A 23,034-nucleotide genomic window follows, 5' to 3' on the forward strand; every position below is an offset into this window, starting at 1 on the left:
ATTTAGTTAATATTTATTTGGTTAATTGTTAAATTCTCAATCGTGAAATTGAAATTTGCTTTAGATACTGAAAAATATTCCATTGGTTTATCTGGAAAAAATATTTCAGTCATAACTGTTTTTCCATTGTTATAAAAAATTTCTATTGATGTTTTATCAACAATTATTCTTACATCCATTTTATCAAAGTCACCCTTAAAAGGAGCCTTTGAAATATTTTTTGCAAAAAGATCAGAGAAAGTTATTTTTCTAGATTTTGATCTATCGATAAAAAAGTAATTCTCCTTTTTATTGATTCCAAATTGAATTGTATTCTTAGCATCATTTGACAACGAAAAGGTGTAAACATCCTTTTTAAGATTCTTTAAAGAAAAGTGGATATCTAATTTTGATAAATCGACTACTGTCTTATCTACCAAAACTGTTTCTTTATCTATTTTAAGAGATTCCTTTTTAATAGTTTTAGAAATATAATTTTGCAATTCTCTTACGGGTTTAGAAGAAACAATATAGTGACCGCCATCTTTAACAAGTGCTAATTCTCTAGGTATAGTCATACTGCTTCTCCATGTTTCAGTTGGTACTTTTTGTGCATAATCCCAATTTGACATCCAACCTATAAACAATTTTCTACCATCAACCTCAGAAATATTAGCCCAGGTAACACCTGCATAATTATCTCTCCCGTAGTCAATCCAAAGCCCTTTTTGTTGTTTTACATCTTTTGAAAAAGTTTCATCAATAGTGAATTTTTTTCCATCAAAATCGCCTACAAAATATTGAGTGGCTGAACCACCATTTGGTCCTCCAGGATTAATGCTTAATAGCATAACCCATTTGTAATTGTCAGTCCCTTCAACAAGAATTGGAAAAAAATCCGGACATTCCCAAACACCACCATGAGCTCCAATATCTTTTCCAAAATCTGAAAGCAGCTCCCATTCTTTTAGGTTTTTAGACCTGTAAAACATCGTTTTATCTCCTGCTGCCAAAACCATTAACCATTGTTGATGTATGGCGTCCCAAGTGATTTTAGGATCTCTAAAATCTTTAATATTTGGATTTTCAATGATTGGATTCGCTTGATATTTTGTCCAAGTCAAACCTTCATTTAATGAATACGCTATACCTTGCGACTGATAATTTGTCTTCCCGGCTTTTTCTTTCTTCATATCATGATAGGTAAACATAGCTACCATTGGAGGATTTTTTAAGCTCCCAAATCCTGAAGTATTTTTTACATCTACAACAGCACTACCTGAAAAAATATATCCTTTTTCATCTGGATAAAGTGCGATGGGTTTTTCAACCCATGTTATAAGATCAGTACTGATAGCATGTCCCCAATGCATAGGTCCCCATACATTTGAATCTGGATAATATTGATAAAAAAGGTGGTAATATCCATTGTAATAAAACATCCCATTAGGATCATTCATCCAACCTTTTTTGGGCGTAAAATGAAAATTCGGTCTATACAATTCTGATTCTGTATAATTCTTCTTTTCTTCAAATAAAGATTGCTTACATCCAACTAAAGCTACTACACCTATGATGAAACACACAATCCTGAAAAATTCTTTTTTAATTATTGTCTTCATAACTATTATCTAATTAATTTTTTACTTAATTCTTCCAAAGAAATTCCTTTGGTTTCAGGCATCATAAACGCAACAAACAAAAGTTGAAAAACCATCATTACTGCAAAAAACAGAAATACTACACCAGGTCCTACTGTAGAAAATAGATACGGAATTAATGATGGAATAATTGCTGCTAAAACCCAATGCGTAGTACTACCAAAGGATTGTCCTGATGCTCTAAGATGGTTTGGAAAAATTTCAGATATAAAAACCCAAATTACTGCACCCTGACCCATTGCATGCGCTGCAATAAATAAAAACAAGAAAACTGGAACAGCTATTCCTCCCCATTGAAAAAAGAAAGCCATCGCAACAAGGGAAAGTGATATAATATATCCTACAGAACCGATGTACATTAATACTTTACGCCCTAATTTATCGATTAAGAAAACTCCCAATAGTGTAAAAATCAAATTCACCACTCCTATTCCAATACTACTTAGTAACGCAGCACTTTCTCCAAGACCCGCTTCTTGAAATATTCTGCTCGAATAATATAAAAAAGCATTAATCCCAGATAATTGATTGAAAAAAGCCATTAAAAAAGCCAATACCAAAGGGGTTCTGTATTTCTTTAAAAATATAGTATCGTTAGCTTTAGAAGTATCATTATTGTCTTTATCTAACTCTTCTTTTATTTTTTCATAATCCGCTTCTTGCCCCATTAATTGCAAAACTTTTTTAGCTTCGTCATTCTTGAATTTAGATAATAACCATCTTGGGCTTTCAGGAATCGAAATCATTAGTAAGAGATAAATTACAGATGGAATTGCTTGTACTCCCATCATCCATCTCCAAGAATTTTCACCTACATCATTTAAAAGATAATTAGACAGAAAAGCCATAAGTATCCCTAAAACAATATTGAATTGATAAAAAGCAACCAACTTGCCTCTATCTTTTGCAGGAGCAATTTCTGATATATATGCAGGTGCTGCAATGGTCGATGCTCCAACACCCAAACCTCCAATAAATCTAAATGCGGCAAACACAAATGGATTATTTGCAAAGGCAGATCCAATTGCAGAAAACAAAAATAAAATCCCTATCCACAATAAGGTATTTTTTCTTCCTATCTTATTAGTGGGAATCCCTCCAAATATTGCCCCAAGTACAGTTCCCCATAATGCCATTCCCATCACAACCGTCCCGTGAAATGCATCCGAAGAATTCCAAAGAACTTGAAGCTTTTTATCTGCTCCAGAAATAACAACAGTATCGAAACCAAATAGGAAACCTGCTAATGAAGCAATCAAAGCCCAAACAACAATTTTTTTCATTATCAAAAAATATTAAATTAGATTGCTAAGGTATCCGCATAAATTTGGATTTTATTTTGAGGATGTTACAATTTCATTTAATACTGTTTCACATTAGTGAACAGACAACAAAATACTTATTATCAAATAGTTATAATTTAAAATAAAAAAATAACTACTTCGATGTAGTTCGATTATGTTACACGTGTTACAATCATGTTACACGTATTTTTTAAAAAAAATAGATATTCAGGAATAAAAAAGGTCACTTGAAGGATTTTATTCGATTAATAAAATTTTAAATTTATTTTTACAGGAAGTTTAAAAATAATCGATAAAAAAATGAATTTATTAAGCAATTCTATATAATGAAGTATTCTTAAGCATTTAAAAAAAACTATACAGATGAAATGCAATGTGAGCTCAAGATTCAGGGATGTTTTTATATCTGAATATTGGAATTGCATTATGAATAAGAAAACTTATATTAAAACAATTCCCAATGTATCTTATGCTCTGTTTTATTAAGCAAAAGACACTCGAACCCAGATTGCCAATAGTTAAATCCAGCGTGTAAAGCAGCAGAATTATTGCATTGAAATAAAGCCATAAAAAAACCATCAAAATTAGATTTTGATGGTTTTGATTTTGAAATTGCGCAGGTAAGAAAGTAAAAAATGAACAGAATTAATTTTACTTACTAAACCTAACCTTTATAAAAACTAAAGTTATAACAAAGACTAAAGTTATCCTTTACCATACTCCTTTTATTTAAAAAATTTTAAGTCTAAAAAAGTGACTTCAACATTATCCGCAAAAATAGCCCACGGATTTTGATTGATTTTACAGATACGGTTTGTAAAAGCGATTTCGTCATTAATGTATATCACACATACCGAATTTTCAAAAATGATTGTAATATCAAACTCTTTATTAGCCGGGACATTTAGCGGAAGCTACGTTAAATTTAAAGAGAACGCATTTTTTATAACCTTATCTAATCTTAATTGATTTTTGGCTAAATCAAACACAACAGCAAATACTTCATTTCGTGTTCCACAAGCGCCAAATTCACAACCAAATTGAGTGGATGATGTCGCTTTTATATGTGTTTTAATTTTAAATGCTCCAGCTCTTATGTTACCTAAAAAACAATTATGTTAAGTTATTTTTGTTAGGAAGAAAATGGTTCCTGTGAAAATAATCTACTTTTTACTTTTATATTCTTTAGGTGTAACTCCAAACTTATTTTTAAAGGAAGTTGAAAAATAGTTTGGTGAGGAGAAACCCACTGCATAGGCAATTTCTGAAATGTTCAAGTCCGCCTTTTTCAACAGCTCTTTTGATTTATCTAATCGCATATTGTTAACATGGTCACTAATACTAATTCCTAATATGGCTTTCACTTTTCGATACAATTGTACCCGAGAAATAGTTAAACCTCGTGCAAGATCTTCAACAGTGTAAGCAGAATTATCCAGGTTTTTTTCAATAAGATCATTCAACTTTCTTAGAAAATCTTGTTCAGAAACACCAAAATCACCATCCTCAATATTTAAAATATTATTGGTATAATAAAATCGAAGTTTCTCTCTGTTAAAGAGCAATCCCTTAATAGATTGCGCCAATACTTTCAAATTGAATGGTTTTGTCAAAAAGATATCGGCACCACTTTCTAGAGCCTTCAAATAGGAATCTTGATCATCCGAAGCGGTAAGCATTATAATGGGAACATGTGATGTTCTCAAATCTTTCTTGAGGATTTCACAAATTTGAAAACCATTCTTATCAGGCAAATTCAAATCACAGATAATAATATCTGGAATTAATTCCACTGCTCTTTCAATTGCATTGGTACCATCAGAAGCAAAAAAAGTATACTCTGCTGAAAATTTATGAGACACAAAATCCAAAAGCTCCTTATTGTCCTCAATATATAGAATCGAATATTTATCTTCGGTATTTTTTGGTTCAAAAGTCTGAATAAACTCGGAGTCCAGATAATCCAGTTCATGAACAAAATCCAGAATTGGCTCTTTAATTATATATTTTTCATCAAGATGCTCTTTTCCTAATGGTAAAGTAATTATAAATTCTGCTCCATTTTTTGAATTAATTTCTATTTTCCCTTTGTGCAGCTCTATAAAACTTTTTGATAAATGAAGTCCTATTCCAGAACTGTTCCTGTAATTATTTGAACCCTGATAAAAAGCATTAAAAATCTCCTTCAAATCATTTTCAGGAATCCCTATACCAGAATCTTTAAAGTAAATTTTAACTGTATTATTACCTTTATCTTCTTTTATTACAATCGAAATTTTACCCTTTTCAGGGGTGAATTTAAAGGCATTTGACAACAAATTAAAATAGACTTTATCCATTAAATTTCGATCCAGATAGACATCCAGTTCCGGATTATTAGTTGTCAATGAAAAATCAATATTTCTTTTTTTCGCTTCTCGATCAAAATCACTAATAATACTTTCTGAAAAATTAAAAATATTAGTTTTTGACGCTCGCAGAATAAATTTTTGATCCTCTGCTTTTCTATAGTCTAATAATTGATTAATTAATCGGAGTAACCTTTTGGAGTTATTATACATCAAATTAATTTCCTTATTCACGGAAACCCCTTTATTTCTAAATTCATTCCCCAAAGATTCTATAGAACTCAATATCAACGTTAACGGCGTTTTGAATTCATGAGACAAACCTGTAAAAAAATTAAGTCTAGCTTCGTTACTTCGTTTTAATTCTTCGGAAAATTTTTCAATTTCATTTCTTTGGCTAACAATTTTTTTATTTGTTTCTTCTAATTCTTTCTTTTTACGGCTTATTGTTATACGAGAGTAAATACTGAAGAAAGCTAAACCGAGTGCCAATATGAATAGAAAAAACAAAAGTTTTAAAAGATTGCTCTGACTGGAGTATTTCTCTTCCTGGCTTTTGATAACACCCTGTTGCTGTTCAATATCAGATTGCTGAATTGTTATTTTATCAAATTGATTGCTCATAATATCTGCATTAAGAGAGTCAATCAATATCGTATTCAATTTAATGTTTTTTGGGACAATCTCTTTATTAGCTATTTTTAATGCCAACTTAATGGCTTCGCTACCTCCTGTGGGATATAAAACCGTTGCATTTAAAATTTTATCTTTAACATATTGAATGCCTCCGAATGGCCCATTAAGTCCATCAACCCCGATAAATTTTATTTTTTTATCTAACCCTTTGTTCTTGGCAATTTTCCATGCGTTGTACGCAATTACATCATTAAAGGCATATACGTAATCAATATTAGACGGACTATCTAATAACTTTATATAATTTGTTTTTGGACGCCCAAAGTCATCTGAATCTATATCAAAAACTTTAATCCCAGGATATTGTTGAACAATTTGTTTAAACCCCAAACTTCTTTCTAAACCAGGCGATGTATTTAAATCCCCATAAATTTGAATCACATTAGCATGTCCTTTAGAAATTGAAACGAGATGTTTACCCGCTAATCGTCCCACTTCAATATTATCTGCACCTAAATATGCTGTATAATTAGTCGTATTTACTTTTCTATCAACTACGATTACCGGAATACCTTTAATCTTTGCTTTTTCTATTACCGGGACAATAGAATCTGATTCAAAAGGAGAAACTATGATGACATCTACTTTATCTTCAATAAACTTTTCAATATCACGAATCTGTTTTTTAGGCTGCCGATTCGCGTTATAAATTTTCAAATTAACCTCTGGATGAAGTGAAGCTTCTACCTCCATTTCATGGTTCATCGATGTTCTCCAAATATCGTCATCCACACTTTGTGAAAATCCAATAGAAATTTTACTTTTATCTTTGTCTGATGAGTTACAAGAACTCTGTATTAAAACGAAACTTAAAAGCAGTATAAAAAAGATACTTCTAATCATGATTAGCTTGGTTGGCTTGCAAGATATGTTGAACTCACAACCGAGAGAGAGCCAAAAAGCGTAAAAAATTATATTCAGATAAACAACACGAAAATTGACAACCTTGTTATTGAAAATTTGCCGCCCGAAGCACAAAGGCAAATTGAACAAATTATACTTTTAAATAGGTAACAAAATAAAGCCCCAAAGCAGTAAAATGTTAAGGGGCTTTTTTATTGCTGCAAACGTAGGTTTTAAATTGGTATCATAAACCTATTACAAAAGTATGTTTTTTTGAGTGTTTTTAAAATTGTCGGGCAATAGTCGGGCAAGTACAAAAACAAAAAAACGTAAACCCTTGAAAATAAAGAGTTTACGTCTTAAAAAGTGGCCGCGACAGGGTTCGAACCTGCAACCCTCAGAGTCGAAATCTGATATTCTATCCAGTTGAACTACGCAGCCATTTGATTTAAGATTGCTGATTAACGATTTTAGATTTATGATCTAAAATCGTTAATCAGCAATCCAAAATTTTATGTCAATAGTTTTTTAACTATTGTAGAAATAGTTTTTCCTTCAGCAGTTCCTCCTAATTGTGCAGCTGCTAATCCCATTACTTTTCCCATTGAAGCAATTCCCGCTGCTCCTGTTTCAGCAATGATTTTTGCTATCACTACTTCAACTTCTGCTTCGCTTAATTGTGCCGGTAAGAATCTTTCGATTACAGCAATTTGAGCTAATTCTGGTTCCGCTAAATCCAAACGATTTTGTTCGGTAAAGATTCTGGCACTTTCTTTACGAGTTTTCACTAATCTTTGTAGCAACTTAACCTCGTCTTCTTCTGTTATTTCTTCCTTAGATCCTGTTGCTGTCTGTGCCAATAGGATTTCAGATTTAATAGCTCTTAAAGCTTCTAGTGCAACGGTATCTTTGGCTCTCATGGCGGTTTTCATTTCGTCCATGATTTGTACTGATAAACTCATATTCTTTATTATTAATTGCGTTAATCCATTATTTGATCAACCGATTTATTGAATTACTACTTTTAGAAATGATTTTTCGCTCTGATTACAGTAAAAAGCTCCCAATTATTAAGGCGGAACATAAAACAAAAGCTCTTCTAAGGCCCGACAAATTTAAAGAATTTTACTCGGATTTACAACAACAGATTGTCTCGTGTAAGAGATAAGTATTGAAACTCCTTGTAATAGCAAAAAGTAGCCCGAAAATTAAATATAATTTTCGGGCTACTCCTTTTTGTTTTGTTTTTATTAATCTACGTTATCGTGCAAATAGGAATTATTTGAACGCAACTGTAAATCATTATTACTGTCTGTTCCTACAGATATTCTCGAGTTTGTATTGTTCGCTTGATTGTTTGAAATGTCAATTCCTAATCTTTTGTAAGCAGGCTCTTTTTCATATTCATCAATTTTAGAAACATTATTATGAAACTTATAATTGAATTCTTTTAATTTTTTTCTTCTTTCATCAGCTCTCATTCGCAATGATTCTTCAATAGTCATTTCGGTAGCAGCAATATCTTCAAAATCAACCGGATTAATCACAGTTCTTTGCACTTGTTTCATGGTGATATTTAACTCCTCCGGAACAACAACTTCTGGAGTTTTTGCAACTGGCTTAGGCATAAAATCAGGCTCTGGTTCCATATATTCTTCTAGAGAATATTTGATGATACCATTATCCGTTAATTCCGTTACTGGTACAAACTGAACTGCTTCATTTACTTTTATATCACGTGTTTCATTCGTTAGCTCGTACATCACTTTACTTTCTTCAACTTGAGCTATTGGCTCCGTTTTAAAAAGTGGCAAATCAAAAGAGAACGTCGTTTGTTCTTCTCTTTCAACCGCTTTTGGCTGTACCGCTTTTACTTCAGCTACAGGAGATGAAATGGTGAAATCAATATCTGTAATTGGAGAAACGATTTCGAAAGTAACATCTAAATTTTTAATAAATTCAGACATCACAATCAACTCTTCTTTATTTATTGTTGAAGAGGTAATCACAGACTCAGGGGCAACAACGGTATCTTCAACTAAATCAAAAACAATTCTTTCGTTAGAGTTTGTAACAGGTGACGACTCCATGTTAAAATCGAATCCAGCAACTGTTTTACTACTTAAATTGTGTACACTTCTTTGCTCATCCTCTAGTGTATGGATTATTTTTTTTGGTTCTGTGTTAACAATACCATTTTGTTGTTCAATATCAAAACCCGTAGCAATTATAGTTACTGCAATTGAGTCCCCAAGAGATTCATCTTCACCAACTCCCATGATAATATTAGCATTATGACCGGCTTCAATTTGAATATGATCATTGATTTCACCAATTTCGTCAATTGTAATTTCATTAGTTCCAGAAACGATAAGCAACAATACGTTTTTGGCACCTGTAATTTTATTGTCATTTAACAATGGAGAGTCTAAAGCAGCGATAATTGCTTCCTTAGCTCTATTTTCACCGGAAGAAATAGAAGATCCCATAATAGCAGTTCCGCTGTTATACAAAACCGTCTTAGCATCTCTTAAATCGATATTCTGAGTATAGTGATGTGTAATTACTTCGGCAATTCCTCTTGAAGCTGTTGCCAAAACTTCATCCGCTTTTGAAAACCCGGCTTTGAAACCAAGATTTCCGTACACTTCTCTTAATTTGTTATTGTTAATAACAATTAATGAATCGACTTGTTTGCGTAGTTTTTCAATACCAATTAAGGCTTGCTCCTGACGTACTTTCCCTTCAAAAAGAAAAGGTAATGTCACAATCCCTACTGTAAGAATGTCTCTTTCTTTAGCCAATTGTGCAATTACTGGCGCAGCACCAGTTCCAGTTCCACCACCCATTCCAGCTGTGATGAAAACCATTTTAGTATTGCGGTCCAACATTTTTTCAATTTCGGAAATACTTTCAATAGCGGATTGTTGTCCTACATCAGGATTTGCTCCAGCTCCTAGTCCTTCCGTTAAATGTACTCCTAATTGAATTTTGTTAGGCACAGAACTACTTTGTAAAGCCTGAGAATCCGTATTACATACGATAAAATCTACCCCTTTAATTCCTTGCTTGAACATGTGATTTATGGCGTTACTTCCACCTCCACCTACTCCTATAACTTTTATAACATTTGATTGGTTCTTTGGTAAATCAAATGAAATACTTCCAAATTCTGAGTCGCTCATCATTTTATTTGGTTTTTGAAATTGTTATATTAATTCTTATATTTTTTTGGGCTAATCCCCTATTCTGCATTATCTAAAAAGTCTTTAATCTTGTCGACATAGCGATCAAAGAAATTTCGTTGTATTCTGTTTACGGTAGAATTTTGTTTTTCACTCGCATTTTGATCTTCCGACTCTTCTACCTTTTCAGGAGCCTCATAAACAGGTGTTTGAACAACTGCCGGTCTGTAAACAGGTGCCTTTGGTTGTTCTATAGCATCAATTCGCACCGCACTTTGCGTTTTATTCTCAATGCTTTTCATCACTAATCCAACTGCAGTTGCATACAAAGGACTTGAAATCTCTTCATCAGAATTTCCAGCCAAATGTTCGTTTGGATATCCAATTCTAGTATCCATACCTGTAATATATTCCACTAACTGTTTGATGTGTTTCAATTGAGCGCCACCACCAGTAAGTACAATTCCTGCAATAAGTTTTTTACGAGGATCTTCGTGACCGTATGCTTTAACTTCCGTAAAAACTTGGTCTACGATTTCCACAACACGTGCATGAATTATTTTAGAAAGATTTTTTAACGAAATCTCTTTTGGCTCTCTACCTCTTAATCCCGGAATAGAAACAATTTCATTGTCTTTATTTTCTCCTGGCCAAGCAGATCCAAATTTAACTTTCAATAATTCAGCTTGCTTTTCAATGATAGAACAACCTTCTTTAATATCATCTGTAATCACATTTCCTCCAAAAGGAATTACTGCAGTATGACGAATAATACCATCTTTAAAAATAGCCAAATCCGTTGTTCCACCACCTATATCAATAAGCGCAACTCCTGCTTCTTTTTCTTCCTGACTTAAAACCGCATCCGCAGAGGCCAAAGGCTCTAATGTCAAACCTGACAATTCGATTCCTGAACTTTGAATACATCTTCCAACGTTACGAATTGAAGAAGCCTGCCCCACTACAACGTGAAAACTAGACTCCAATCTTCCGCCGTACATTCCTATAGGTTCTTTAATCTCAGATTGACCGTCAATTTTGAATTCTTGAGGCAAAACATGAATTATTTCTTCACCTGGTAACATTGCCAATTTATTGACTTGATCAATCAAAAGCTGAATATCGCTCCCACCGATAACCTCTTCAGGATTATGTCTGCTGATGTAATCTGTATGTTGAATACTTCGAATGTGCTGTCCTGCAATTCCAACTACTACATCTTTTATTTTATAGCCTGAATTAATTTCGGCTTCTTGAATTGCTTGTTGTATTGACTGTATGGTTTGAGTAATGTTATTTACAACACCTCTCGCCACACCTAAACTTTTAGATTTTCCAACACCTAAAATTTCTAGTTTGCCATATTCATTCTTTTTGCCTATCATGGCAACAATTTTAGTCGTCCCAATATCTAGACCTACTGCAATGTTCTCTTTTTCCATTATCTATTATTTAGTGCAAACTACTTGATCCGTAAATCGGAGGTCAATTTTTTTATATTTATACAACGAATTATCTAAAACTGCTTTTTGAAAAAAAGCTTTGTAATTTTTAAATTTACGCTCCACATTCCTCAATTTACCAAAATCTATTTGATAATCAAAATTCCTGTTGTGCATTTTTAAGCTTCCATTAGGCATAATTTCAATCCCGATAATATTTTTTTTCAAAAATGCATCATCATAAATTATGCGAAATAACTCGGCTAGTTTTTCGTTATTATGTTTATTTATTCCCCCTGAAACAAGTGGAACTCGAGCTGTAAAATTAGTTGACAACGGCATTCTATTCCCTTCGTAATCAATATAAAAAGAACCGCTTTCATTAAAAACTCTAGCAATTGGAGTCTTTTGTTTTACCACTGCTTTTAACACACCATCAATGCTCACAAAAACATCTGATTTTTCAATCATTTCTTGTGAATTTAGATTTGTTTCCAGTTTATTCAAATCTAAATTAACTTTTTGAATGCTGGATACCTCTTTATTATTTTCTATTAACAATTTATTAACCGTTTCTTGTTTCACAAAAGGAGCGTTATCTCCTACAAAAACAACGACTAAATTAGTCAGTTTTCTATTTTCATTTCGTTTAGACGTGAATGAAAACAGAAAAATAACCAACACAAACATCAGTATTAATCGAATATTTGTCCAATTAAAGAGTCTCATTTATCGCTTTTTTTATTAATGGAACCAATTCTCCAATGTCTCCTGCACCAATTGTAACAATTATAGTTGCGTTACTCTCTAAAATTGCTGCAACCAAATTATTTTTAATCACAATTTTCTTATTATTATTTGTCATTTTATCCATCAGCCACTGTGAATTTACACCCTCAATCGGCTGTTCACGAGCCGGATAAATATCTAATAAAATAACCTCATCAAAAGCGGATAAACTTTTAGCGAAATCATCTGCAAAATCTCTTGTTCTGCTAAACAAATGCGGTTGAAAAGCAGCTAAAACTTTTTGGCTTGGATACAATTCGGTCACCGCTTGATGCACTGCATTTATCTCCGTAGGATGATGTGCATAATCATCTATGTAAACTTTAGCTTCCGTTTTAATCTGATACGAAAACCTTCTTTTGATTCCTTTAAATGAAGCTATGGCTTTTGCAATGGCATCGGTTGGGGTGCCGAATAAATTTGCCATTGCAATAGCCATTAATGCATTCATTAAATTATGTTTTCCAGGCAATCCAAAATGTAAATCTCTGATTATCTCGGTAGGTGTTTGCACATCAAAAATGTAACTTCCATCTCCTATTCTAACATTAAACGCTTTATAACCAGCATCTTCATTGACCGCACAAACAACTCCTTCTATTGGCAATTCTTTAGTAATAAAAAGCTTGCTCTTGTCTTTAATTTTCGAAGCAAATTCTATAAAAGATTCTTCTATAGCCTCACTAGTTCCATAAATATCCAAATGGTCTGCATCCATAGATGTAATGCAGGCAATATTAGGATGCAAATGCAGGAATGAACGATCAAATTCATCTGCTTCAACAACGGTTACAGTCGTTCCGCTTCCTATTAAATTTGAATTATAATTTTCAACTATTCCACCAATAAAAGCTGTAACATCAGCACCACTTTCGTGCAAAATATGTCCTAATATACCTGAGGTAGTCGTTTTACCATGCGTACCGGCTACAGCAAAGCAAAAGGTGTCTTTTGTGATTAATCCTAAAACTTCGGCTCTCTTTTTTATTTGAAAGTCTCTTTCTAAAAAATAATTCCATTCTGAATGCGAAACTGGAACTGCCGGAGTAATAATTACCAAAGTGTTTTCTATATAAAAATCCTTTGGAATCAAATCAATATTATCTTCAAAATGAATTGAAATGCCACTTTCTATTAATTCATTCGTCAGCGTAGAAGGAGTTTTATCATAACCGGAAACTTGCTTTCCCAAGTTCTTGAAATAGCGGGCTAGATTGCTCATCCCGATTCCTCCGATTCCTATAAAATAGACGTTATGTATTTGATTCAGGTTCATTTTCGTTTTCGTTTTTGTCTATTATCTTAATTCTTTCTATCTGATTAACTTCACAATTTCATCTACAATTTGTTTTGTAGCTTCTGGAAGAGCCAATTGTTTAATGTTTTTACTCAGCTGCTTTTGCTTTTCTGGATCTTTCACCAAGGATTCAAATACCACGCTGAATTGGGAATCGAGTTCAGATTCTTTTAATAACAAAGCTCCTTTCTTATCCACTATCGCTTGGGCATTTTTAGTTTGATGATCCTCCGCTACATTAGGAGAAGGAATGAAAATCACGGGCTTGCCTACGATACATAATTCCGAAACTGAGGAAGCTCCTGCACGCGAAATCACAATATCCGCAGCGGCGTAAACTAAATCCATTCGGTCAATAAAGGAATGAATCTGAATATTTTCATTCTCTTCAACACGCTTATATTCATCAAAATATAACTTCCCACATTGCCAAATCACTTGTATATTATGAGCAGCGAACGTTAAGATTTCTTTAGCTATTAACTGATTCACTCTTCTTGCTCCCAGACTGCCACCCAATACCAAAAGTGTTTGTTTATTAGGATCTAAATTAAAATACTGTAATGCTTCTTCTCTCTTACTGTCAATATCTATCAAATCCTGTCGCACTGGATTCCCTGTCAAAATCATTTTGTTTATTGGAAAAAAACGCTCTAAATTTTCATAAGCAACACAAATTTTATTTGCATTCTTGCTCAACAATTTATTTGTAATTCCAGGATATGAATTTTGTTCCTGAATCACCGTTGGAATTCCAGCAATTGCTGCAACTTGTAATAATGGACCGCTTGCAAAACCTCCAGTTCCTACGACAACATCCGGTTTGAAATTCCTTATTATAGTTCTGGACTTCAATAAACTGCTAATCAGTTTTATTGGAAAAAGAGTATTGTCAAATGTTAATCTTCTTTGTAATCCTGCAATCCAAAGTCCAATGATTTTGTAACCAGCCTGAGGAACTTTTTGCATTTCCATTTTATCTTTGGCACCAACAAAAAGAAATTCTGCATCTGGAAATCGAGATTTTAATTCATTTGCAATAGCAATTGCCGGATAGATATGTCCTCCCGTTCCACCGCCACTTAATATGAATTTATACTGTTTCATTGTTCCTGATTTCTAATTTTCTAAAACGACTTACTTATTTAAAACTGCATGCATCGGGTTCTTTGCTTTATCTTCAATCGAATATTCTTCTGCTACTGCAGCATCTCCCTCTAATTCTCTATCAATCAAATTTTGGAGTGCTTCCTCTCTTTTGGCAGCATCTTTCATTTCTTGTGCAATTTCTTCTTCCTTTTTGGTTACACTTATAATAATTCCAAGTGCAAAACAAGTCATCCAGATAGAGCTTCCCCCACTACTTATTAGCGGCAATGTTTGTCCGGTAACAGGTAATAATTCTACTGCAACGGCCATATTTACCATTGCCTGGAATATCATGGGAAAACCCAATCCGACCACTACTAATTTTCCAAAAAGGGATTTGGCTTTGTGAGAAGCAACCACAAATCGAAACAACAATAATAAATACAACGACAGCACACCTAAACCTCCTATAAGCCCATATTCTTCTACAATTATCGCAAAAATAAAATCGGAAGATGATTGTGGCAAAAAGTTCTTTTGAATACTTTTTCCCGGACCTAAACCGTATATTTTTCCTGAAGCTATCGCAATTTTAGCCTTTTCTATTTGATAATCATCTTCGCCTGGTTTGTCACTTGTAAAATTATCAATACGACTAATCCAAGTATCAACCCGGTTAGGAAATGCATCCGGAAATGTTTTAGCAATAAGTATGAAAAAAGCCAGAAATACTATTCCTGAACCCACAACAATTCCGATGTAGCGCAAAGGATATTTACCAATAAAAACCAACATTAATACCATCGAAAAAATTAATGCAGTTGTCGAAAAGTTAGCAGGCAAAATAAATATTAAAGTCACAAAAACAGGAATCCAAAGTTCCAGCACTGAAGACTTAAAATCAATAGGCACTTCTCTAGCCTTAGATAAATACCGAGCAACAAAAATAAACAAAACCATTGAGGCCAATGTTGATGTTTGAAACGTAACTCCTATGAACGGCACTTGTATCCATCGACTGGCATTGGCACCTGCAATTACTGTTCCTTTTATTAGTGTGTACGCCAATAAAACCCAAACAATATACAACGCCCCTTTAGAAACAGCTTTAAAATAGTGATAAGGCACTTTATGCACCATGAAAATAATGGCGAAACCAATACCAATATGCATGATGTGTTTAACTAAATAACCTAATGTATTACCATTTCCCTGACCTATGTATGCCAAATTACTACTAGCACTAAAAACAGGCATAAACGAAAACAAGGCCAATAAGGCCACAAATGACCAAATCCCTTTATCTCCTTTTAAATTGTTTATTAGTTGTTTCATTTTTAGTTTGGGTTTAAAGTTTCATTTCGTTTAAAGTTTAAAGTTGCTCAACCTTACACTTTAAAACTAAAACTTTTTTATAAATTTTTAACAGCTTGTTTGAACTGATTTCCTCTGTCTTCATAATTCTCGAATAAATCGAAACTGGCACAAGCAGGCGACAGTAAAACCGTATCCCCTTTTTCTGATAATCGTTGTGCCATTCTCACTGCATCATCCATATTAGAAACTTCAATCATTATATCAACTACATTCCCAAAAACATCGATAATTTTTTTGTTATCTACACCAAGGCAAATAATAGCTTTTACTTTCTCACGAACTAAAGACATCAATTCGTTATAATCATTTCCTTTATCAACACCACCAACAATCCAAACTGTAGGCGTATTCATACTGTCTAAAGCAAAAAAAGTAGCGTTAACATTTGTTGCTTTTGAATCATTTATGTATTGCACGTTTTGGATTTTTAAAACTTTCTCAAGACGGTGTTCTACTCCTTGAAAATTAGAAAGACTCTCTCGAATTGTAGCCTTTCTTATTTGCATTAATTTTGCCACAGAGGTTGCTGCCATAGCGTTTTTCATGTTATGTTTTCCTTCTAAAGCAATGTGTTCTGTGTCCATTGTAAACTCTTCTTGATTGATCTTTACTTCCATTTTAATGTTTTTTATATAAGCCCCTTCGCTGAAAATTTTAGTCAATGAAAAAGGAATTAATTTTGCTTTTGTTGTGTGCGTTTTAAACCAATCGTTTATGGCTTCATCATCTGCATCGTATATGAGGAAATCGTCCTCGGTTTGATTCATCGTTATTCTGAACTTTGCATCAATGTAATTTTCATATTTATAATCGTATCGATCTAAATGATCCGGACTAATATTAGTTATAATGGCAATATGCGGTTTGAAATTTTCAATTCCGTCCAGTTGAAAACTACTCAACTCCAGCACATAAGAATCGTATTTATTATCTGCAATTTGCCACGCAAAACTCTTTCCAATATTTCCACCCAATCCTACATTTAATCCTGCTGATTTCAGCAAATGATGCGTAAGCATGGTCGTAGTTGTCTTTCCATTACTACCGGTAATCCCTATTATGGTTGCATCTGTAAAAGGTGCGGCAAACTCAATTTCTGAAATTACAGGAATACCTTTTTCCAAAAGTTTTTTCACTATTGGCGATTTATCTGGAATTCCGGGGCTTTTCATCACCACATCCGCATTCAAGATTAAATCTTCGGTATGTTTTTCCTCTTCCCACGAAATTCCATTAATGATAAGAACCTCTTTGTAATTGCCTTTTATCTTTCCAAAATCAGACACAAAAACTTCATATCCTTTTTTCTTACCCAAAATAGCAGTTCCAATACCGCTTTCGCCTCCACCTAAAATCACTAGCCTCATACTATCTTAATTAAAAATTGAGAATTAAAAATTAAAAATTTTGGATAGTGATTAATTGAATTCGAGTAGTTCTAATTTCTCGTTTTCAATTTTTGTTTCGTAATTTTTAATTTTATATTTTTTCTACATTTTCCCTTTTAAGGTTATTATAATTTTTGCTAATATTTTGCAAATTTCTTCAGCTTCAGCATAAATACTTTCAAATTCACTAATTGAAATATAATCTGTTTCTTTTAGCAATTTTAACCAATAAATCGTTTCTCTTGCTTCCTTGTATGAAATCTCCAGTTTAAATAAAAACTCTTTATCAGATCGCCCACCTACAGATTCTTCTATATTTGCACCAATTGATGTCCCACTTCTTAAAATCTGTTTACTCAAAACAAATTCCTTTTTTTTAGTGGTTAAATATTTATATAAATTAATTATCCTAACGGCAAAAAGAAATGATTTTTGTTGAATAATATTTTCTTTCATTCGAGAATTTTTAATTTTTAATTTCTGATTTTTAATTGAAAATTATCTTAATTTTAAAGTAACAATTGATAATATGGCCAGCATGATTGCAACAATCCAAAATCGAGTTACTATTTTACTTTCGTGATACCCTTTTTTCTGATAATGATGATGCAAAGGAGACATTAGGAATATTCTTCGGCCTTCGCCAAAGCGTTTCTTGGTGTATTTGAAATAACTTACCTGAAGAACAACGGAGAAATTTTCGACTAAAAAAATTCCGCATAATAACGGAATCAGCATTTCTTTACGAACAGCTATTGCCAAAACCGCTATAATTCCACCGATAGTCAAACTTCCAGTATCACCCATAAATACCGATGCCGGATATGAGTTGTACCAAAGAAATCCAATTAATGATCCCACAAATGCGGCAATAAATACTGTCATTTCCCCAGAATTAGGGATGTACATTATATTCAGATAATTAGAGAAAATAATATTTCCCGATACAAACGTGAATATTCCCAGCGCAAGCACTGAAATTGCCGAAGTTCCTGCTGCCAATCCGTCAATTCCATCTGTTAAATTAGCTCCGTTAGAAACGGCAGTAATAATAAAAATCACAACGGGAATAAATATCAACCAAGCCCATTTTTCATATCCCTCACCGGTCCAAGCCAGTAATTCTGCATAATCAAATTCGTTATTTTTGAAGAATGGAATTGTTGTCGCTGTAGACTTCTCCTCAATTGGCGCAGGCAGAATCACGGTTTCTGTTGGTGCTTTAAAAATATCTGAACTAGAAGTATCCGTACGAACTGTCACACCTGCGTGAAAATAAAGAACAATCCCTACAATTAAGCCTAAACCAACTTGCCCAAAAACTTTAAATATTCCTTTTAAACCTTCTTTATCTTTCTTGAAAATTTTAATATAATCATCTATAAACCCAATTGTCCCCATCCAAAGTGTAGTAACAATCAACAAAACAATGTAGATGTTATGCAGTTTTGCAAAAAGCACCACCGGAACTAGCGTAGCAAAAATGATAATTAATCCACCCATCGTTGGCGTACCTGCTTTTTCGTTTTGACCTGCCAGTCCAAGCTCTCGAACTGTTTCTCCTACTTGCTGTCTTTGCAAAAAACGAATTATCATTTTTCCGTAAATTGTTGACAAAAGCAACGATAGCATTAAAGCTAATGCAGATCTAAAAGTAATGTACTGGAAAACCCCTGTTCCCGGGACATCTAGTGTTTTGTCTAAATATTCAAATAAATAATACAGCATATATTTTTGTTTATTTGGTTAATCGTTGATTCCTTATTCGTTAATTCCTAATCACATCTTTATTTGCGCAAACAAATAATTCAAACTCCCGACTAACTCTTATTTTCCTAATTGAGCTAATATCTCTTTAACTATTTTCATGTCGTCAAAATCATGACGAACCCCATTAATCTCCTGATAAGTTTCGTGTCCTTTGCCAGCAATCAAAATAATATCATTCGGCTGAGCCAATTGACAAGCCGTTTTTATAGCTTGTTTTCTATCGGTTATGGTCAAGACTTTTTTATAATTCTGAGGAGCAACACCTTGTTCCATTTCCGTAATAATTACCTCAGGATCTTCATTCCTAGGATTATCCGAGGTAAAAATTGCTTTGTCACTTAAGTCCGATGCAATCCCAGCCATAATTGGTCGCTTGGTTTTGTCTCTATTTCCTCCGCAACCCACAACCGTAATTAATTGTTCGTTTTTGGTACGAATGTCATTTATGGTTTTTAGCACGTTTTCTAAAGCATCCGGCGTATGCGCATAATCCACAATTGCCGTAATATTTGAATCCGAAACAATAAATTGAAAACGTCCCGAAACACTTTCTAAATCTGACAATAATCGAAGTACTTCCAAACTTTCCATTCCTAACTCAACCGCTGTTCCATAAATTGCCAATAAATTATAGGCATTAAATGTTCCGATTAGTTTTACCCAAACTTCATTTCCGTTTATTTTCAACAACAAACCTGACAATTGATTTTCCAAAATTTGCGCTTTGTAATCGGCATACGATTTTAAAGCGTAAGTCAATTTTTTGGCCGCAGTATTCTGCAACATCACCTGGCCATTTTTATCATCAATGTTTGATAATGCAAAAGCTGTTTTAGGTAAGTAATCAAAGAATGATTTTTTTACATCTCTGTATTCTGCAAATGTTGGATGATAATCCAAATGATCGTGAGACAAATTGGTGAAAATTCCACCTACAAAATGCAAAGCTTCAGTTCTTTTTTGATGAATTCCATGCGAACTCACTTCCATAAAACAGTATTCAACTCCGTTTTCAACCATTTCCGCCAAATAATGATTTATCGTAATTGAATCCGGTGTTGTGTGAGTGGCTTTATATTCTACTTCGTCGACCAATATTTTAACTGTCGAAAGTAATCCTACTTTAAAACCTGCTTTTTTAAACAATTGGTACAATAAAGAAGCAATGGTAGTTTTACCGTTTGTTCCTGTTATTCCAACTAATTTCAAGCTCTGAGAAGGATCACCAAAATAATTTGCAGCCATAAATGCTAGAGCCGAATTGGTATCTTTTACCTGAACATAGGTAATTCCTTTAGCGATTTTTTCTGGAAATGTGTCGCATATAACTGCAACTGCACCTTGCAGAATCGCTTTTTCAATAAAATCATGACCATCCGAAATGGTACCACGAATAGCCACGAAAATATCATTAGCCTCGATTTTTCTAGAATCGAAATCCATTTTTTTGATAGCAATATCCGTCGAACCTTTTACAGCTTCGATAGCTACTTTATACAATATATCTTTTAGTATACTCATGATAATTCCAATAGTATAGTTGCGTTTTTTACTAAATTCTCTCCCGGTTCGAGAGACTGTTTTTTAACTTTTCCTACTCCTTGCACCTTCACTTTTACCCCTAAATTCCCTAATAAAGCAACAGCATCCATTCCGGACATCCCCTTTAAATTTGGAATTAATTGTTGTTTCTTTTGGGATTTTACAAAATAGAAATCGTAATTACTTTCTTGTTTTGGAATTTTTTTGTCCAAGTTTTTAATCTCATTTGTTGATGGCGCATCGGTAAAAATCTTTTGTGCAATTCTTTTAAAAACTGGACCTGCCACATCCGCACCATAGTAATTATTCATTGCTGTATTAGGTTTATGCACCACAACTATGCAGGAATATTTAGGTTCATCAGCAGGGAAGTAACCCACAAAAGACGAAGCGTAATATTTCCCAACTCCTCCAGCCTTTCCGTAATTCACGGCCGCAGTCCCTGTTTTTCCAGCCATCGAAAAATCCTTAGAATATAATTTTGAAGCCGTTCCTTTTTTTACAACATTTGCCAGAACTGCTTTTAATTTCGAAATAGTTTGTGGAGAACAAATTCTTGGATTCAAAACTTCTTTCTCATATTTTTTGATGGTTCTGTTCCATTCTTTGATTTCAGAAACAAATTGAGGCTTTACCATTTCACCATCATTTGCAACTGCATTATAAAAAGCTAATGTTTGCAATGGGGTGATATGGACACCATATCCAAAAGCCATCCAAGGCAATGAAATATTCGACCAGTTTTTATCACTTGGCTGAGGAATATATGGTATTCCTTCCCCTTTGATGGAAAGTCCTAAAGTTTTATTCAATCCAAAATTATTGAGATGATTTACAAATTTTGAAGGCTCATCTTTATATGCATTATAAACTGCCTGAACTAAAACCGTATTCGACGAAAGTTCAAAACCTCTTCCTAATGAAATTTTTCCGTAACCACCTTCATGTGAATCGCGAACTTTTTTTCCTGAATACACGATAACTCCGCCTTTACTGTCATAAACAGTACTAGTATCCGCTTTTTTATCTTCAAAGAGCGCCATTAAATCAGCTAATTTATAAGTAGAACCCGGCTCGTGAGATTCGGCTACTGCATAATTTGTAGTTTCATAATAGGTGCCGTCATTAGCTCTTCCTAAATTTGAAATTGCTTTTACATGACCCGTTTTAGTTTCCATAACTACTACGCAGCCATGTTCGGCCTGATACAATTCCAACTGTTTTAGCAACGCGTGATGTGCTATATCCTGAACATAAACATCTATTGTTGATATGACATCATACCCGTCTTGAGGATCTACTTCATTGATATCACGTATAGGTTTCCACTGTCCTTTTGCAATTTTCTGTTTTAAAATCTTACCGTCTTTTCCATTCAGATATTTTCTAAAAGCCCATTCGATTCCTTTTCCATCAATCGATTCACCATTAGAAGTCCGTTCGTAACCTACGGTACGTTCCGCAATTTTCCCTATCGGATGTTCTCTAACAGTTTCTTGTTCAATTATAATTCCTCCTTTATAAGCACCTAGATTAAATAATGGAAATCCTTTTATTTTAAAATACTCTGTGTAACTCAAATTTCGAGCTATCAGATAATATCTATTTTTGTTTGCTCTGGCTTTTCGAAGTTCATTTTCGAAAAAGCTGGCAGGTTTACCTAAAACTGTCGCTAATGAATCTGACAGGGACTTCACATTTTTTTCGAAAGATTCGGCTTTTGGCGCCAAAGCATCAAAACGTATTTCATAGTTAGGTATTGACGTAGCCAAAAGACTTCCATCCGCAGAATAAATATTTCCTTTATTGGCAGGAATCACAAAATTTCTAACCGTTCTCTCTTTCGCTAACTTTCGATAATAGTCTCCTTCAACCCACTGAATATTTGTTAATTTCACAGCAATAGCTATGGCCATCAAAAAAATGACAATAGCTACCAGATAAATTCTGTAGGATATGTGTTTATCTTCTACTGCCATATTTTTTCTAAAAGATTTTTCTCTTTTTCTTTTTTAACTTTTATTTTAATTGGTGGAACTGTTGACGGAAAAATTTCTTTTTCTATCATTTTTTCAGAAACAGTCGACTCCATTTTCAATTTCATTAACTCAGAACGTCTGTCAACAAATTCAGAACGCAACTCTTTTACTTTATTTGTTAATTCAGCAATCTTAAACACTTTTTGTTCAAATCGCTGGGTATTTGCAATCATAACGATAGCCAAAAGAATTATAAAAACGATGAAACGCCAGTTTTTCACAGCATCATCATTGATAAGAAATCTTGCTTTTAATAGGCTGTAAACTCCGTTTTTCATTTTTATG

General features: G+C 33.5%; 16 protein-coding genes, 1 tRNA gene and 1 pseudogene. All 18 read right to left on the reverse strand.

The features are described from left to right. Positions 1-2: 2 nt before the first annotated feature. Positions 3-1,601 carry a glycoside hydrolase family 32 protein gene (locus AC0J6S_RS01485; protein WP_474955114.1) on the reverse strand — a complete coding sequence of 533 codons (1,599 nt, stop codon included), beginning with the start codon at positions 1,599-1,601 and terminating at the stop codon, positions 3-5. Positions 1,602-1,606: 5 nt separating this feature from the next. Then, a complete protein-coding gene (locus AC0J6S_RS01490; protein ID WP_474955115.1) occupies positions 1,607-2,923 on the reverse strand; it encodes a sugar porter family MFS transporter in 1,317 nt (438 codons plus the stop codon). Positions 2,924-3,669: 746 nt separating this feature from the next. Next, positions 3,670-3,840 (reverse strand): annotated as a pseudogene (locus AC0J6S_RS01495) (glycoside hydrolase domain-containing protein); the annotation flags it as partial. 267 nt (positions 3,841-4,107) lie between these two features. Further along, positions 4,108-6,831: a substrate-binding domain-containing protein gene (locus AC0J6S_RS01500; RefSeq protein WP_474955116.1), complete on the reverse strand. Its 2,724-nt coding sequence runs from the start codon at positions 6,829-6,831 to the stop codon at positions 4,108-4,110. A 367-nt stretch (positions 6,832-7,198) separates the two neighbouring features. Continuing rightward, positions 7,199-7,272: transfer RNA gene (locus AC0J6S_RS01505), tRNA-Arg, on the reverse strand. A 71-nt stretch (positions 7,273-7,343) separates the two neighbouring features. Then, entirely contained in the window at positions 7,344-7,793 is a 450-nt protein-coding gene (locus tag AC0J6S_RS01510; protein WP_474955117.1) for a GatB/YqeY domain-containing protein, read from the reverse strand. 288 nt (positions 7,794-8,081) lie between these two features. Then, entirely contained in the window at positions 8,082-10,019 is a 1,938-nt protein-coding gene (ftsZ, locus tag AC0J6S_RS01515) for a cell division protein FtsZ (protein WP_474955118.1), read from the reverse strand. 56 nt (positions 10,020-10,075) lie between these two features. Continuing rightward, entirely contained in the window at positions 10,076-11,458 is a 1,383-nt protein-coding gene (ftsA, locus tag AC0J6S_RS01520; RefSeq protein WP_474955119.1) for a cell division protein FtsA, read from the reverse strand. Between the two features lie 6 nt (positions 11,459-11,464). Further along, complete coding sequence (locus AC0J6S_RS01525) at positions 11,465-12,187, reverse strand: cell division protein FtsQ/DivIB (protein WP_474955120.1); 723 nt, start codon at positions 12,185-12,187, stop codon at positions 11,465-11,467. Then, on the reverse strand, positions 12,174-13,523 hold the full coding sequence (gene murC / locus AC0J6S_RS01530) for a UDP-N-acetylmuramate--L-alanine ligase (RefSeq protein WP_474955121.1): 1,350 nt from the start codon (positions 13,521-13,523) through the stop codon (positions 12,174-12,176). Before murC ends, AC0J6S_RS01525 begins: the two co-directional genes overlap by 14 nt. A 36-nt stretch (positions 13,524-13,559) precedes the next feature. Further along, a complete protein-coding gene (gene murG, locus AC0J6S_RS01535; protein WP_474955122.1) occupies positions 13,560-14,651 on the reverse strand; it encodes an undecaprenyldiphospho-muramoylpentapeptide beta-N-acetylglucosaminyltransferase in 1,092 nt (363 codons plus the stop codon). Positions 14,652-14,681: 30 nt separating this feature from the next. Further along, entirely contained in the window at positions 14,682-15,968 is a 1,287-nt protein-coding gene (locus AC0J6S_RS01540) for an FtsW/RodA/SpoVE family cell cycle protein (protein WP_474955123.1), read from the reverse strand. Positions 15,969-16,045: 77 nt separating this feature from the next. After that, the gene (gene murD, locus AC0J6S_RS01545) at positions 16,046-17,377 is read right to left on the reverse strand and encodes a UDP-N-acetylmuramoyl-L-alanine--D-glutamate ligase (protein WP_474955124.1); all 1,332 of its coding nucleotides are present in this window, start codon (positions 17,375-17,377) and stop codon (positions 16,046-16,048) included. 123 nt (positions 17,378-17,500) lie between these two features. Then, a complete protein-coding gene (locus tag AC0J6S_RS01550) occupies positions 17,501-17,854 on the reverse strand; it encodes a four helix bundle protein (RefSeq protein ID WP_474955125.1) in 354 nt (117 codons plus the stop codon). A gap of 42 nt (positions 17,855-17,896) precedes the next feature. Then, entirely contained in the window at positions 17,897-19,126 is a 1,230-nt protein-coding gene (gene mraY / locus AC0J6S_RS01555; protein WP_474955126.1) for a phospho-N-acetylmuramoyl-pentapeptide-transferase, read from the reverse strand. A gap of 99 nt (positions 19,127-19,225) precedes the next feature. Beyond that, the gene (locus AC0J6S_RS01560) at positions 19,226-20,689 is read right to left on the reverse strand and encodes a UDP-N-acetylmuramoyl-L-alanyl-D-glutamate--2,6-diaminopimelate ligase (RefSeq protein ID WP_474955127.1); all 1,464 of its coding nucleotides are present in this window, start codon (positions 20,687-20,689) and stop codon (positions 19,226-19,228) included. Continuing rightward, positions 20,686-22,689 carry a penicillin-binding protein gene (locus tag AC0J6S_RS01565; RefSeq protein WP_474955128.1) on the reverse strand — a complete coding sequence of 668 codons (2,004 nt, stop codon included), beginning with the start codon at positions 22,687-22,689 and terminating at the stop codon, positions 20,686-20,688. The genes AC0J6S_RS01560 and AC0J6S_RS01565 overlap by 4 nt, the downstream gene beginning before the upstream one ends. Then, positions 22,680-23,027, reverse strand: a complete 348-nt coding sequence (locus AC0J6S_RS01570) for an FtsL-like putative cell division protein (RefSeq protein ID WP_091202604.1) — start codon at positions 23,025-23,027, stop codon at positions 22,680-22,682. The genes AC0J6S_RS01565 and AC0J6S_RS01570 overlap by 10 nt, the downstream gene beginning before the upstream one ends. Between the last annotated feature and the right edge of the window lie 7 nt (positions 23,028-23,034).

It is taken from the genome of Flavobacterium sp. TS_SC_5 (assembly GCF_056156265.1).